At 75.4% G+C, this 14,784-nt stretch carries 14 protein-coding genes; 12 read left to right on the top strand and 2 right to left on the bottom strand.

The genetic code is table 11. The features are described 5' to 3' along the window. The first annotated feature begins 112 nt into the window (after positions 1 to 112). From CRP51_RS15585 to CRP51_RS15535, 12 genes are all read left to right on the top strand, one after another. A complete protein-coding gene (locus tag CRP51_RS15585) occupies positions 113 to 1,261 on the top strand; it encodes a LacI family DNA-binding transcriptional regulator (protein ID WP_245880605.1) in 1,149 nt (382 codons plus the stop codon). After that, on the top strand, positions 1,258 to 2,223 hold the full coding sequence (locus CRP51_RS15580) for a carbohydrate ABC transporter permease (protein ID WP_097231804.1): 966 nt from the start codon (positions 1,258 to 1,260) through the stop codon (positions 2,221 to 2,223). The genes CRP51_RS15585 and CRP51_RS15580 overlap by 4 nt, the downstream gene beginning before the upstream one ends. Next, the gene (locus CRP51_RS29580; protein WP_245880604.1) at positions 2,220 to 3,095 is read left to right on the top strand and encodes a carbohydrate ABC transporter permease; all 876 of its coding nucleotides are present in this window, start codon (positions 2,220 to 2,222) and stop codon (positions 3,093 to 3,095) included. Before CRP51_RS15580 ends, CRP51_RS29580 begins: the two co-directional genes overlap by 4 nt. Next, on the top strand, positions 3,092 to 4,411 hold the full coding sequence (locus CRP51_RS29575; RefSeq protein WP_439333172.1) for an ABC transporter substrate-binding protein: 1,320 nt from the start codon (positions 3,092 to 3,094) through the stop codon (positions 4,409 to 4,411). The genes CRP51_RS29580 and CRP51_RS29575 overlap by 4 nt, the downstream gene beginning before the upstream one ends. A 67-nt stretch (positions 4,412 to 4,478) precedes the next feature. Then, a complete protein-coding gene (locus CRP51_RS15570; RefSeq protein ID WP_439333171.1) occupies positions 4,479 to 5,615 on the top strand; it encodes an ADP-ribosylglycohydrolase family protein in 1,137 nt (378 codons plus the stop codon). Beyond that, positions 5,612 to 6,853, top strand: a complete 1,242-nt coding sequence (locus tag CRP51_RS15565; protein WP_245880603.1) for an ADP-ribosylglycohydrolase family protein — start codon at positions 5,612 to 5,614, stop codon at positions 6,851 to 6,853. The genes CRP51_RS15570 and CRP51_RS15565 overlap by 4 nt, the downstream gene beginning before the upstream one ends. Then, positions 6,850 to 8,019: an ADP-ribosylglycohydrolase family protein gene (locus CRP51_RS15560; RefSeq protein ID WP_097231801.1), complete on the top strand. Its 1,170-nt coding sequence runs from the start codon at positions 6,850 to 6,852 to the stop codon at positions 8,017 to 8,019. The genes CRP51_RS15565 and CRP51_RS15560 overlap by 4 nt, the downstream gene beginning before the upstream one ends. Next, positions 8,019 to 9,440 carry an ADP-ribosylglycohydrolase family protein gene (locus CRP51_RS15555; RefSeq protein WP_097231800.1) on the top strand — a complete coding sequence of 474 codons (1,422 nt, stop codon included), beginning with the start codon at positions 8,019 to 8,021 and terminating at the stop codon, positions 9,438 to 9,440. The genes CRP51_RS15560 and CRP51_RS15555 overlap by 1 nt, the downstream gene beginning before the upstream one ends. Continuing rightward, positions 9,437 to 10,369 carry a ribokinase gene (locus tag CRP51_RS15550; protein WP_097231799.1) on the top strand — a complete coding sequence of 311 codons (933 nt, stop codon included), beginning with the start codon at positions 9,437 to 9,439 and terminating at the stop codon, positions 10,367 to 10,369. The genes CRP51_RS15555 and CRP51_RS15550 overlap by 4 nt, the downstream gene beginning before the upstream one ends. 20 nt (positions 10,370 to 10,389) lie before the next feature. Continuing rightward, complete coding sequence (locus tag CRP51_RS15545; RefSeq protein ID WP_097231917.1) at positions 10,390 to 11,646, top strand: CaiB/BaiF CoA transferase family protein; 1,257 nt, start codon at positions 10,390 to 10,392, stop codon at positions 11,644 to 11,646. Further along, entirely contained in the window at positions 11,643 to 12,503 is an 861-nt protein-coding gene (locus CRP51_RS15540; protein ID WP_097231798.1) for an HpcH/HpaI aldolase/citrate lyase family protein, read from the top strand. The genes CRP51_RS15545 and CRP51_RS15540 overlap by 4 nt, the downstream gene beginning before the upstream one ends. Positions 12,504 to 12,592: 89 nt before the next feature. Next, positions 12,593 to 13,219, top strand: a complete 627-nt coding sequence (locus tag CRP51_RS15535; RefSeq protein WP_097231797.1) for an antibiotic biosynthesis monooxygenase family protein — start codon at positions 12,593 to 12,595, stop codon at positions 13,217 to 13,219. Between the two features lie 50 nt (positions 13,220 to 13,269). Here the strand turns inward: CRP51_RS15535 and CRP51_RS15530 are convergent, their stop codons facing one another. Both CRP51_RS15530 and CRP51_RS15525 read right to left on the bottom strand, forming a co-directional pair. Continuing rightward, entirely contained in the window at positions 13,270 to 13,458 is a 189-nt protein-coding gene (locus CRP51_RS15530; RefSeq protein WP_097231796.1) for a hypothetical protein, read from the bottom strand. A gap of 112 nt (positions 13,459 to 13,570) precedes the next feature. Further along, the gene (locus tag CRP51_RS15525) at positions 13,571 to 14,359 is read right to left on the bottom strand and encodes a GNAT family N-acetyltransferase (protein WP_097231795.1); all 789 of its coding nucleotides are present in this window, start codon (positions 14,357 to 14,359) and stop codon (positions 13,571 to 13,573) included. Positions 14,360 to 14,784: the final 425 nt, after the last annotated feature.

The following is a 14,784-nucleotide window of genomic DNA, read 5'->3' as shown; positions in this document are numbered from 1 at the left end:
AACGATTCCAGCGCCTGGAAACGTTTACCCGAACTCCCCGATACCGGCGGAAGAGGGAGAGCCCCGGGCGAAGCGGCACCAGAGCGACGAACACACCTCAAGGGGGCGGGACATGCCGAACGGCGGTCAGCCGACGATCGTGTCCATAGCCGAGCGCGCCGGCGTCTCCATCGCCTCCGTCTCCCGGGTGCTCAACGGGCAGGGCGCACGCCGGGACACGACCGAGCGCGTGCGCCGGGCGGCCGCCGAGCTGGGCTACGTCCCCAACGCGGTGGCGCGTTCCCTCAAGGGGGGCCGCACCCGCCAACTGACCTTCGCGATGCCCGACATCGGCAACCCGGTCTACGTGGCGATGGTCCGCGCCATCCAGGGCGTGGCCAAGGCGGCCGGCTACCGCCTGCTGCTGCACTCCACGGACGCCGTCGCCGAGGACGAGCTGGCGGTGCTGCGCAGCCTGCGGGACCGCACCAGCGACGGGTTGATCCTGGTGCCCATCCGGATCACCGAGGCGCACATCGACGCGCTCGTCGAGGCCGCCCGTCCCGTGGTCGTGATCGGCTCGCTGCCGCCCGGGGTCCCGGTGGACAGCGTGCGCGCCGACTCGGTCGCCGGCGCGGCCCTGGCCGTGCGCCATCTGCACGCCGTCGGACGCCGCAGGATCGCCTTCGTCAACGGCCCCTCCGACACCGTGCCGGGGCACAACCGGGAGCGCGGCTACCGCTCCGCGCTCGCCGAGTGCGGCCTGCCGCACGACCCGGAGCTGGTGGCCCACACCGACTTCGGGGTGGACGCCGGCGCGCGCGCCATGGAGCGGCTGCTGCCGGCGCGGCCCGACGCGGTGTTCTGCGCCAACGACCAGTTGGCGCTCGGCGCCTCGCACGCGTTGCTGGGCCGGGGCCTGCGGATACCGGAGGACCTCGCGGTGGCGGGGATGGACGACAGCGAGCTGGCCAAGCTCGGCTGGCCGCCGCTGACCAGCGTGGATCTCGGCTCCTCGGAACGCGGCCGGCGCGCCGCCGAGTTGCTGCTCGACCGGCTCGAAGGCCACGGCGGCACGCCGCCCGACCCACCCCCCGCGCCCGAGGCCGGGTCCGCCTCCGACGCCCCGGGCGCGCCCGGGGCGCCCGGCGAGCCGGCGCCCCGCGCCACCGCGAGCGGGACGCGCGGCGTCCCGACCCGCACCAGCACCGCCCGTCCCCGTCTCGTCGTACGCGCGTCCACCGCGCCGGCGGGCGCCACCGAAGCGATGAGGTTCGCATGACTCTGCTGCCCTCCCGGGCCAAGGCCGTCCCGGGGCAGGGAAACCGGGGCACCCCGCCCCCCAGGACCCCGGCGCAGCGCAAGCGCGCCCTGGGCCTGGACCGGGGCGCCTGGTTCCTGCTGCTGCCCGCCCTGATACCCATCCTGGTGCTGAGCGTGGGCCCGCTGCTCTACGCGGTCTCCCTCGCCTTCACCGACGCGCAGGCGGGACGGACCGAGCCGACCCAGTTCGTCGGCCTGTTGAACTTCACCGACCTGCGGCACGACACGCTCTTCTGGGACTCCTTCCGGATCGGGCTGGTCTGGGCGCTGTGCGTGACCTCGCTCCAGTTCCTGCTGGCCCTCGGGCTGGCGCTGCTGCTCAACCAGAACCTCAGGCTGCGCTGGCTGGCGCGGACGCTGGCGCTGGTCCCGTGGGCGATGCCCGAGGTGGTGGTCGGCATCATGTGGCGGCTGGTCTACCACCAGGACGCGGGCATCCTCAACCAGACGCTCGGCCAGTTGGGGATCATCGACTCGAACGTGGACTGGCTGACCAGCCTGTCGCTGGCGCTGCCCTCGGTGATCGCGGTCGGCGTCTGGGCGGGGATGCCGCAGACCACCGTCGTGCTGCTGGCCGGCCTGCAGAACGTGCCGACCGAGCTGCGGGAGGCCGCCGCGCTGGACGGGGCCGGCGCCTGGCGGCGGTTCACCACCGTCACCTGGCCGGCGATCCGGCCGGTGGTGCTCGCCATCACCGCGCTCAACTTCATCTGGAACTTCAACTCGTTCGGTCTGGTCTACGTGCTGACCCAGGGCGGTCCCGGCGGCCGGACGCGGCTGCCGATGCTCTTCGCCTACGAGGAGGCGTTCAAGTACGGGCAGTACGGCTACGCGGCGGCGATGGGACTGGCGATGGTCGCCCTGATCGCGGTGCTGCTGGTGCTGTTCCTGCGCCGCAGGCTCAAGGAGGACGCCCGATGACCACCACCCCCCACGTCTCCCGGCCGCCGACCAGGCGCCGGCTGGCCCGCGGCGCCGGGCGCGCCGGGCAGTACCTGGCGCTGGTCTGCTACCTGGTCTTCCTGGGCTTCCCCCTGGTCTGGCTGCTGTCCACGGCGCTGAAGTCGCCGCAGGAGCTGGGCTCCATCGACCCGACATGGATACCCGAGCACCCCACCCTGGAGAACTTCCGGGCCGCGTTCGACGCCCAGCCGCTGCTGCGGTCCGCGCTCAACAGCGCGCTGGTCGCGACCAGTTCGGCGGTGATCGCGGTGGCCATCGCGGTGCCGGCCGCCTATGTGATGGTGCGCTACCGCTCCCGGATCAGCCAGGCCGGCACGGTGTGGGTGCTGGTCAGCCAGATGTTCCCGTTCGTGCTGGTGATCATCCCGCTCTTCCTGGTGCTGCGGAACCTGCACCTGATCAACTCGCTGCCCGGCCTCGTCGTGGTCTACGTGGTGTGGAACCTGCCGTTCTCGCTGTGGATGCTGCGCGGCTACGTGCAGGCGGTGCCGCTCTCGCTGGAGGAGGCGGCGGCGATGGACGGCGCGAGCCGGCTGCGCACCCTGACGCACGTCGTCCTGCCGCTGCTGACGCCGGGGCTGGTCGCGACGTTGATGTTCTCCTTCGTCACCGCGTGGAACGAGTTCTTCTTCGCCCTGGTCCTGCTCAAGTCTCCGGAGAAGCAGACGATGTCCGTGATCCTGACCCACTTCATCGGCGCCGAGGGCGTCGCCGACCTGGGCCCGCTGGCCGCCGCCGCGCTGCTGGCGACGCTGCCCAGCCTGCTGTTCTTCGCGCTGCTCCAGCGCCGGCTGGTCAGCGGGATGCTGGCCGGGGCGGTGAAGGCGTGAGTGCCGCCGGCCGGGCCAGGGCGCTGGGCGCCGCGCTGGCACTGACGCTGCTGGGCGCCGTCGGCTGCTCGGGCGGCGGGGGCGGGGACGACGGGCGGATCACGCTCGACTTCCTCAGCCTCGCCTGGCAGGCCGAGTCGGTCGAGGCGAACAAGGCGCTGGTCGAGGAGTGGAACGCGGCCAACCCCGACGTCCACGTCCGGTATGTGCAGGGCTCCTGGGACAACATCCACGACCATCTGCTGACCTCGTTCGAGGGCGGCGAGGCGCCGGACATCATCCACAACGACGCCTCGGACCTGACCGACTTCGCGAACGGCGGCTATCTCGCCGACCTGACCGGACTGCTCCCCGAGGAGCTGCGCGCCGACGTGCCCGAGGCCGCCTGGTCGACGACCGAGTACGACGGCGGGATCTACGGGGTGCCGTTCCTCCAGGAGCCGCGGGTGCTGGTGGTCAACAGCGCGCTGCTGGAGGAGTCGGGCGCCCGGGTGCCGACGCCCGAGGACCCGTGGAGCTGGGAGGAGTTCGAGGCGGCCAGCGCCGCGATGACCCGCGACTCCGACGGCGACGGCGAGGCCGAGACCTACGGCGTCGCCTGGTCGATGAAGGAGCCGGTGACCCAGACGGTGAACCTGGCGCTCTCCACCGGGGGCGAGGTGTTCACCCGCGAGGACGGCAAGAACGTGGTCCGCTACGACGCGGCGGACTCCTCCGTCGCCGCGCTGATCAACCGGCAGGTGCACGAGGACGGCACGGCGGCCGCCAGCAGCCTGGGCATGTCGGGCTCCGACACGCTGCCGGGGTTCTACGACGGCCGGTACGCCATGCTCCCGCTGAACTTCTCCTTCCGGCAGCAGGTCGCGCAGCAGGCCCCCGACGGTTTCGACTGGACGGTGCTGCCGATGCCGAGCGGCGGCGAGGAGCACGGGCTGGCGCAGGGCGTGGCGCCGCAGACCCTCTCGGTCGCGGAGGAGAGCGACCACCAGCAGGCGGCGGCCGACTTCGTCTCGTTCGTCACCGAGCCCGCGCACCAGGTGGACCTGGCGCTGGGCGACTGGATGCTGCCGACCAGCGAACGGGCCCTGGCCGACCCGGCGTTGGCCACCGAGGAGTACGGCTGGCGCACCGGGACCCGAATAGCCGACGAGCTGCGTCCCTCCCCGGTGCTCGGGGTGCGCGGCTATCCCGAGTGGAAGGACAAGATCGCCACCCCCGCGCTCCAGGAGTACTACAGCGGGGCCATCGATCTGGACAAGCTCCGCGGGAAGCTCACCGGCGACGGCCAACGAATCCTCGACCGCTACCAGCGCTGACCCTGACCCCGTCAGGCGTCGCAGGCGGCCGGGCCCCTCGCCGGGCGGCACCCGCACGACCGAAGAAATGAGCACGACACACATGAGCGTCAGCCTCGACCCCGTTTCCGAGCCGAACCCGGCGGCGGAGGCCGCCGGGCACCAGGACGGGCCGCGCAGGCTCAAGGCCGTACCCCCTCCCGGGCCGCACTCCCCCGAGGGCCCGAGGGACCGGGCCAGGGGGGCGATGCTGGGCCTGGCGGTGGGGGACGCGTTGGGCGCGCCGGCGGAGAACCTGACCCCCTCGCAGATCAGGGAGCGCTGGGGCCGCATCGACGGCTTCGTCCGCGAGGAGCCGGCCGGCACCGACGACACCGAGTACGCCATCTTCTCCGGGCTGCTGCTGGCCGAGCACGGCTCGGGCCTGACCGTGGCCCATGTCGAGTCGGCCTGGCACGTGTGGATCGCCGACCGGGACGAGGGTTCGTTCCGGGGCGCCGGGTTCAGCGAGCGCGGCACGCTGGAGAACCTGCGCCGGGGCCTGGCCGCGCCGATCTCGGCGCAGCACCGGCACGCGTGGAGCGACGGGCTGGCGATGCGGGCGGCGCCGTTCGGGGTCTTCGCCGCCGGGCGGCCGGGCGAGGCGGCCCGGCTGGTGGCGATCGACGGCACCGTCTCGCACGACGGCGAGGGGATCTACGGCGGGCGCGCGGTGGCGGCCGGCGTCGCCGCGGCGATGGTGGGGCACGGGCCCGACGTGGTGGTGCAGGCCGCGCTTTCGGTGGTGCCCGAGGACTCGTGGACGGCGCGTTCGCTGCACCGGGCGGTGTCGGCGGCGCGGCGGGCGCGGCGTGACCCGCTGGCCACGCAGCTGTCGGTGGAGCGCGCGGTGCGTTCGGCGACGGTGATCGGCGGCTACCCGTGGACGGATCTGGCGCCCGAGGCGGTGGGGCTGGCGTTCGGCGCGTTCGCGGCGGCGCGCGGCGACTTCCGCGAGGCGGTGATCACGGCGGTCAACATGGGCCGGGACGCCGACACCACGGCGGCGGTGGCCGGTGCGCTGGCCGGCGCGCTGGGCGGCGAGTCCGCGATCCCCGCCGAGTGGGCGGGGGCGATCGGGCCGGTGCGCGGCAGTTGCCTGCCGTCGATGGCGGGGCGCCATGTGCTGGATGTGGCCGAGCGGTTGACGCCGCCTTCCGGTGGCGACGCGGGGGCCGTCGCGTGAGCGCGCGCGCCGCGGCGGGGACGCCGCGCAGGATCGAGGGGCTGCTGCTCGGCATCGCGGCCGGCGACGCGGCCGGCTGGCCGTCCGGGCGGCACCGCGCGACCCGGCTGCCGGACTGGACCCGCAGGCTGACGAGGGAGCTGGACACGTTCGCCGAGCAGAACGCGACGACGACGCTGCCGGTGCCGATCGCGCTGAACCAGCCGCCGGACCCGCTGCGTCTCGGCCCCTCGGACGACGCGGAGTGGGCGGCGTTCACCGCCCAGGCGGTGCTGTCCGCGACGGGCGCCGGCGGCAGCGACCTGTCGGCTGACCAACGGGTGCGCTCCGCGCTGGCGTTGGCGTGGAACGCGCTGGCCGACGAGGTGGCGGCGGCGGCCGAGCAGGCCGACGAGATCGAGGCGGCGCACATCCCGCTGCGGGCGCGGATCTCGGTCCGCGCCGGGCTGGGGAACCTGGCGGCCGGGCTGCGCCCGCCGGCGACCGGCCACGACAACCCGCACTACTTCGACGACGCTGCCTGCGTGCGCGCCGCCGTGCTGGCCGTGGTCCATCCCGGCCGGCCGGAGGCGGCGGCCGACCTGGCCGAGTTCGACGCCCGGTACACCCAGGACGGCGACGGGGTGCACGGCGCGCGGGCGGTGGCCGCCGCGGTCGCGGTGGCGCTGGGCGGCGGCGGGATGGAGAGCTGCGTGGCCGCGGCACTGGCGCAACTGCCCGAGGAGACCGAGATCCGGCGGAACGCGCTGCGCGCCGTGGAGCTGGGGCAGTCGGCCGCCGCCGCCAGACCCGGGCTGCCGGGGAACGCGTTCGCGCTGGTCCCGGTCCTGGAGCACGAGATCGTCGACCACGTCTACAGCTACGGCATCGCGGCGGCCGAGACCGTTCCGGTGGCCCTCGCGGTGGCCACGGCGGCGGCCGGGGCGGTCACCGAGGCGGTGCCGAGCGCGGCCTGCCTCTCCCGGGTCGCCGACTCGGCGCCGGCGTTGGCGGGCGCGCTGACCGGGGTGGTGGGCGGCGCGGAGGCGCTGCCGGCCAGTTGGCGGGACGCCTGCCGTTCGCTGGCCGGGTGCGCGCTGCCGCGGCTGGCCGGCACCGACCTGGTGGAGCTGGCCGCCCTCCTGGAGAGCGCGCCCTGTCTGGCGCCGGATCCCGACACCCCGACCGGCGATCGGCGCCCGGTCGACCACGAGCACGACGAGCACGACGCCTCACCATCGGAAGGACTCCGCGCATGAACCCGTACGAGCCGGTCACCCCGCTCCCGTCCCTGGCCGAGCGCACGACGGGGGTGCTGGTGGGCGCCGCCGTGGGCGACGCCCTGGGCGGGCCCGTCGAGGGCTGGACGCCGGAGGCGATCGTCGAGCGGCACGGCGGTCGCGTCCGGGGCATCGTCGAGCCGTTCCACCGGGACGACTGGCGCACCGCCCGGCCGATCGCCCCGTACCACAAGGGCGACGGACACGTCACCGACGACACCCTGATGACCCACGCGCTGGTGCGGGTCTACGAGCGGGTGCGCGACCATCTGGACGCCTACGCCGTGGCCGACCACCTGGTGCCCGACCTGATGGGCACGCCCCGGTGGATTCCCGAGCTGGAGGCGGAGGCGCTGCCGTTGCAGCGCATCTTCCTGGCGGAGAAGTGGATCGTGGCGCGGCTGCACTACGGCCACGTGGACCCGCGCGAGGCCGGCGTGGGGAACATCGTCAACTGCGGCGCGGCGATGTACATGGCGCCGGTCGGCGTGGTCAACGCGACCAACCCGGCCGCCGCCTACGCCGAGGCGCTGGATGTCGCCGGGGCGCACCAGTCGAGCTACGGGCGGGAGGCCGCGGGGGTCTTCGCCGCCGCCGTCGCCGCCGCCTGCCGGCCGGGCGCCACGCCCGGGTCGGTGGTGGAGGCGGCGCTGGCGCTGGCCAAGGACGGTACGCGGGCGGCGATCGAGGCGGTCTGCGAGGTGGCGTCCGGCTTCGACGACTGGGAGGAGGCGCTGGCGCCGCTGCGCGCGGCGGTCGCCCCGTTCGACACGGTGGGCCCCGAGTACCGCAAGCCCTCGCTGGGCGCGCGGCGTCCCTCGCGGCTGCACGCCATCGAGGAGCTGCCGGTCGCGCTGGGCATGGTGCTGGTCGGCGGCGGCGACTTCCGGCGGACGGTGCTGGGCGCGGTCAACTACGGCCGGGACTGCGACTCGATCGCGACCATGGGGGGCGCGATCGTGGGGGCGCTGCGCGGGGAGCGCGCGGTGCCCAAGGAGTGGAGCGCGGAGGTGGGCCGGGCCAGCCGGCTGGACCTGCACGCCCCGGCGGTCGCGCTGGCGGAGGTGGCGCGCGAGGTGTTCGCGCGGGACCTGGAGCGCCGCCGGGCGCACGAGGAGTTCTTCCGCGCGATCGAGGCGGCCTGATGGCCGGCGCGCCAGGGGGACCGGCGCTGCGGCTGACCTGGGTGCAGCCGGAGGATCTGGTCGGGCACGAGTTGGCGCAGGCGGCCCAGGACGGACGCGACAGCGGTGCGGTGGAACGGCGCTGGCTTGCGGCCGGGGGGCATCGCGCGCCGGAGCGGGCCGGCGCCTCGCCGCGGCCCGCGCCGCCGGCGCTGCGCGCGCTGGCCGGCGAGCTGCTGGACGAGCTGGCGGCCCTGCCCTCGCCCTGGGCGGAGCGGGAGCCGACCGGGCTGGCGGCGATCCGCGCCGCCTGCCGTAACTGGCCGTCGCCGCCGGCGCGTTCGACGCCTCCGGCGACGGAGCGCCTGCACGCGGCGTGGCTGGGACGGGCCGCCGGGTGTGTGCTGGGCAAGCCGGTGGAGAAGCTGCCGCTGGCGGCCATCAGGGAGTTGGGGCGGGCGACGGGCAACTGGCCGTTGCGCGACTGGTTCACCGCCCGTGGCGTGCCGGCCTCGCTGCTGGCCGCCCACCCGTGGAACCGTCGCTCGGCCCCCACCTCGCTGGCCGAGAACATCGACGGGGCGCCGGAGGACGACGACCTCAACTACCCCCTGTTGAACCTGCTGTTGCTGCGCCGGTACGGCACCGGCTTCACGACGTCCGACGTGGCCTCGCTCTGGCTGGACGAGCTGCCGGCCGGACGGACCTTCACCGCCGAGCGGGTCGCCTACCGCAATCTGCTGGCCGGCGTCGAGCCGCCGGCGACGGCGACCCACCGCAACCCGTTCCGGGAGTGGATCGGCGCCCAGATCCGGGCGGACGTCTTCGGCTGGACCCACCCGGGCGACCCCGGCCGGGCGGCCGAACTCGCCCACCGGGACGCCGTGTTGACCCACACGGCCAACGGGGTCTACGGCGCGATGTTCGTGGCGGCCGCCGTCGCGGTCGCCATGACCGGGACCGCCGACGCGCACGCCTGTCTGGCGGCCGGGCTGGACGTGGTGCCGCCCGAGTCCCGTTACGCGCGCGCCGTCCGGCTGGGCGTCGAGGCGGCCCGCGCGCACGGGGAGTTCGACGCGGCGGTGGACACGTTGCACGCACACTTCGCCGACCACCACTGGGTGCACGCGCTGCCCAACGCGGCTCTGCTGGCCGCCGCGCTCACCCACGCCGACGGCGACTTCGGCGGCTCCATCTGCCGTGCGGTGGCCGCCGGCCTGGACACCGACTCCAACGGGGCGACCGCCGGCTCGATCGCCGGCGCGCTGGCCGGCTCCCCCGAGGCGCTGCCGACCCGCTGGACGGCGCCGCTGCGCAACCGGCTGGCCAGCTCGGTCGCCGACTTCGACGGCGTCGGCTTCGACCGGCTCGCCGCCCTGACCCGCGAGGTCGCCACGGCGTCCGAAGCGGCGGAGAACGCCACGTCCCGGGAGGCATCATGACCGAACACCGTGCCACCACCGTCGCGGTCCTCGGCTCCACCAACATGGACCTGGTCGCCTACACGGCCGTCGCCCCGCGCCGCGGGGAGACGGTCTCCGGCAGGGAGTTCCGCACCCTGCCCGGTGGCAAGGGCGCCAACCAGGCGATCGCCGCCGCCCGTGCCGGGGGCGCCGTCACCATGATCGGCGCGGTCGGGGACGACGCGTTCGCGCCCCGGCTGCGCGCCGCGCTCGCGGAGGCGGGCGTGGACGTCGAGGGGCTGCGCACGGTGCCGGGCGCCAGCGGCGTCGCCCACATCGTGGTCGACGACGAGGGCGGCAACGCGATCGTCGTGGTACCGGGCGCCAACGGCACCGTGACCGGCCTGGCGGCCGGCGACGAGGCCAGGATCGCGGCGGCCGACGCGCTGCTGATGCAGTTGGAGCTGCCGTCCGAGGCCGTGCTCGCCGGGGCGCGCGCCGCCCGCGCGCACGGGGTGCGCACGGTGCTCACGCCGGCGCCCGTCCGTCCGCTGCCCGACGAACTGCTCTCGCTCGTCGACCTGTTGGTGCCCAACGAGCACGAGGCGGCCGCGCTGACCGGCACCTCGGAGCCGTTGGCCGCCGCCCGCGCGCTGTTGGATCTCGTGCCCGAGGTGGTGATCACCCTGGGCGCGGCCGGCAGCCTGTACGCCTCCCGCGTCTCCGAGCCGGTCAGCGTGCCGGCGGTGCGGGTGCGGGCGGTGGACAGCACGGCGGCCGGCGACACCTTCGTGGGCGCGCTGGCGGTGGCCGCCGGCGAGGGCCGGCCCATGCCCGGGGCCATGTCCTGGGCCTCGGCCGCCGCCGCGCTCTCCGTCAGCCGTCCCGGCGCCTCGGCCTCGATGCCGGGGCGCGCCGAGATCGATCTCCTGCACAGCACCGCGCCGACCACCTGGACCGCCTCGTGAACGCTCCCGCGCACCAGCCCGTGACCGACCCGCCGCACGCCCCCGCCACCGACGCCGCCCCCGCCACCGACGCCGCGCCCGGGACCGGGCGACCGGGCCCGCTGGCCGGGCTGCGGGTGCTGGACCTGGCCACCCTCTTCGCCGGCCCGCTGGCCGCCACCCTGCTGGGCGACTTCGGCGCCGAGGTGATCAAGGTCGAGCACCCGCGCAGGCCCGACCCGTCCCGGGGCCACGGCCCGGACAAGGACGGCGTCGGCCTGTGGTGGAAGCTGCTGGGCCGCAACAAGCGCAACGTCACCCTCGACCTCTCCACGCCCGAGGGCCGCGCGCTGCTGCTGCGGCTCGCGGCCGACGCGGACGTGGTGATCGAGAACTTCCGGCCCGGCACCCTGGAGCGCTGGGGCCTGGGCCCGGACGAACTGCACGCGGTCAACCCGCGGTTGGTGCTGGCCCGGGTCACCGGCTTCGGCCAGTTCGGGCCGTACGCGCGCCGGCCCGGGTTCGGCACGCTGGCCGAGGCGATGAGCGGCTTCGCCGCCATCACCGGGGAGCCGGACGGGCCGCCGACGTTGCCGCCGTTCGGGCTGGCCGACTCGATCGCGGCGCTGACCACGGCGTACGCGGTGATGACGGCGCTGGCCGGCCGGGCGGCCACCGGGCACGGCCAGGTCGTGGACATGGCGATCATCGAGCCGCTGCTGACCGTGCTCGGCCCGCAGCCGCTCTGGTACGACCAGCTCGGCTACGTCCAGCCCCGCACGGGCAACCGTTCGACCAACAACGCGCCGCGCAACACCTACCGGACGGCCGACGGGCACTGGGTGGCGGTCTCCACCTCGGCCCAGTCGATCGCCGAGCGGGTGATGCGGCTGGTCGGCCGGCCGGAGCTGATCGAGGAGGAGTGGTTCGCCACCGGCTCCGGCCGCGCCGCGCACGCCGACGAGCTGGACGCGGCGGTCGGCTCCTGGATCGCCCGCCACGAACGGGACGCGGTCATCGCGGCCTTCGAGGAGGCCCAGGCGGCGATCGCCCCGATCCACGACGTGCGGGACGTCTTCACCGATCCGCAGTACCGGGCGCTGGGCACGATCGCCGAGGTCGAGGACGAGGAGCTGGGCACGGTGCGGATGCAGAACGTCCTCTTCCGGCTCTCCGAGACGCCCGGCGCGATCCGCTGGGCCGGCCGGCCGCACGGCGCCGACACCGACGCGGTCCTCGACGAACTGGGCGTTCCCGCCGAGGAGATCGCCCGGCTGCGCGCGGAGGGCACGCTGTGAACGCCGCCGAGAGCCGTGCGACCCCGCCCGCCGTGGCACTGACCTGGCTCTACGCGCCGGGCGACCGCCCCGAGGTGGTGGCGAAGGCGCTGCGTTCCGGCGCGGACGTGGTGATCGTCGACCTGGAGGACGCGGTCGCCCCCGAGCGCAAGGGGCGCGCCCTGGACGCCGCCGCCGAGCTGCTGACGGAGCGCCAGCCGGTACCGGTGCAGGTGCGGATCAACGCGCTGGACGGGCCGTTGGCCAGGCGCGAGGTCGAACGGCTCGCGGGGCTCCCGGGGCTGGCCGGGCTGCGGCTGCCCAAGACCCGTTCGCCCCAGGAGCTGGCGGCGGTCGCCGGGTGGGCCGGCGACGCGGTGCCGGAGCTCTGGCCGCTGTTGGAGAGCGCGGTGGGGCTTGAGCGGGCCTTCGCCATCGCCGAGGGGCATCCGGCGGTCGCCGGGCTGGCCCTCGGCGAGGCCGACCTGCGGGCGGAGCTGGGCGTGGCCGACGAGGCGGGGCTGGCCTGGGCCAGGGGCCGCGCGGTGGTCGCGGCGCGGGCCGCCGGCCTCGAACCGCCGGCCCAGTCCGTCTACCCGGACGTGCGCGACCTGGCGGGCCTCGCGGCCTCCTGCGCGCGGGGCCGCGCCCTCGGCCTCTTCGGAAGGGCTGCCATCCATCCGCGTCAACTCCCCGTGATCGAGGAGGCGTTCGCCCCCACCGCCGAGGAGGTCGCGGCGGCCGACGAGATCACGGCGGCGGCCGCGACGGACGCCGGCGCGCTCGCCCTCCCCGACGGCCGCTTCGTCGACGCGGCGGTCGTCGCGGGCGCGCGCCGCACGTTGGCGCTGGCCGCGCGGACGCGGGGCGGGGGGTAGCGCGCCCGTCGGGGGTGTCCGGGCGCGGGTCGGCGGCGCGGCCGGAACCGGCTTGACTTCACGCGCGGTTGAGGTTTCAGGATGGCGCGGTGACTGACAACGGAAGCACCCTCATCGACGTGTGGGAACTGCCCGAGGAACGGATCGACGAGTCCGTGGCACGCTGGCGCGAGCGCGTCGGGCTCATCCGCACCGCTCCCGGGTTCCGCGACGCGCGACTGCACCGCCGCCTCTCCCCGGAGTCCCCGTTCGGCCTGGTCAACGTGGCGCACTGGGACAGCGTCGAGGCCAGGGACGAGGCCCTGGCGCACCCCGCCTTCACCGCTTCGGCGGCCACCACGAGCGGCTATGCCACCGTGTACGGCGGGTGGTACGACGTGGCGGCCGAGTTCACCGCGCCGGGCGACGGCTCCGGCGCGGGGCCGGAGGTCACCTTCGTCAACGCCTTCGAGCTGCCGGGGGAACGGGTCGACGCCTTTCTGCCGCTCTGGCGCGACCACGCGGAGCCGTTGACCCGGGCGCCCGGCTTCCGTGACGGCCGGCTGCATCGCGCGGTGGCCCCGGACGCCCGCTTCCCGCTGGTGTTGGTGGCGCACTGGGACGACGTCGACTCCTGGCGCGCGGCGGACGACGACGCGCGCCGGCGGGGCTTCCCGCCCCTGCCCGACCGCGCCGCCGCGCACCCCGCGCTCTTCGGGACCGCCGCCGCCTTCTGAACGCGGGGCCCCGGTCCCCGGCCGGGGCACACGCTCGCCGCACGCCCCCGCTACGGACCGTCCGCCTCCGCCCCCTCGGACGCCCCCTCCGGCCGTCCCGCGCGCACGAGGACGGCGAGGGAGGCGCGGGCGTCCCTGCGCAGGGTGGCGCGCCGGGCGAAGGTGGCGGTGAGGGCGAGCAGGGAGACCGTGCCGCCGTAGAGAAGGACCGCTGTCGCGGAGACGAGCCCGTACGTCATCGGGCACGCACCTTTCAACCCCCCGTGAGGCCCCGGTCGTTGGCGCGGGGCGGGTGAGGACGCGTCCGTTCGGACGGTACCGCCTCGGCTCCGGCCGCGCCAGGCCGTCCTCTCAACGAGGACTCAGGTACGGGGTGGTGACGGCCAGTGGGCGGAAGCCGAGGCGTTCCAGGATGGGGCGGCTCTCGGCGGAGGCGTCGACGTGCAGCCAGCGGGCGCCAGCCCGCTCGGCCCGCGCCGCGCGATGGGCCACCAGGGCCCGGTAGACGCCCCTGCCGCGCCACTCGGGGAGGGTCCCGCCGCCCCAGAGGCCGGCGAAGCCGGACCCCGGGTCCAGCTCCAACCGGGCCGCGCAGACCGGGAGTTCGCCCGCGCACACCAGCGACAGCCGGACCGTGTCCTGCGCCTCGGTGAGCTGGGCGGTCAGCCGGCGGCGCAGCGGCTCCTGGTCGCCGCCGAAGACCCGGCGATGCACGTCGAGCACGCCGGCCAGCTCCGCCGGGTCGGTGATCTCCCGCACGGTGAGGCCCTCGGGCCAGACGGGCTTCCGGTCCAGCGCCGCCACCTCGGCGACCATCACGGTCTCCGACTCCTCAGCGAGAAAGCCGGCGGCGGTCAACCGGGCACCGAGGTCGGCGGGTTGGTCGTGTTCGTGGAGCTTCCACTCGAAGGGCAGCCCGCACGCGCCGAAGTGGTCCAGCTGTGCGGCGATGGCCGCGTCCGCCTCGGCCGCCGAGCCGAACCGGGACCACACCACCCCGCTCCAGCCGCCGCGGCCACTGGTCTGGCGCACCACGGCGCCGACGCGTTCCACCCGGGCGCCCGGCTCGTCGGGGCCGGCGTCGCGGCGCAGCACCCGGTCGTAGCGTGCGCGCAGCGTGGCGAGGCTCGTGTCATCCATCCCGCCATCCCAGCGCCCACCCGCTCCGCGCGGCAAGCGGTTTCCCGCCCGGCCGACCGGCGGGCGGGGACGCCGCTCCGCGTGCGCGGCCCGCCGTGCGGTTCTCCGGGGGCGGCCGGACGGGCGTTCCCAGACTGGTCAGATGAACGCTTCTTCTCTACTCTTATGGAGATTCCGTCGACGACGGATGGACAATCGAACGCGTCTGGTCCGGGGGAAGTCCGGTGAGATTCCGGCACTGACCTGCAACCGTGTGCGGCGTCCCCGGGGGGCGTCGTGAGTCGGATCGCCCGGCCGCCGCGTGGTTCTCACTTCTCACTGTCATGGTTCGCAGCGTGGAGTCCACAGCCCCCGGCTGGCCGACCCCCGCCGCTCGCGTCGCGCGTGCGCCGGGGTTTCTCATGTCCGGGCGTGCGACGGGGCTT

This window comes from Streptomyces zhaozhouensis (genome assembly GCF_900230195.1).
In the GTDB taxonomy this organism is placed as follows: domain Bacteria; phylum Actinomycetota; class Actinomycetes; order Streptomycetales; family Streptomycetaceae; genus Streptomyces; species Streptomyces zhaozhouensis.
This window is presented reverse-complemented; position numbering and strand designations above follow the sequence as displayed.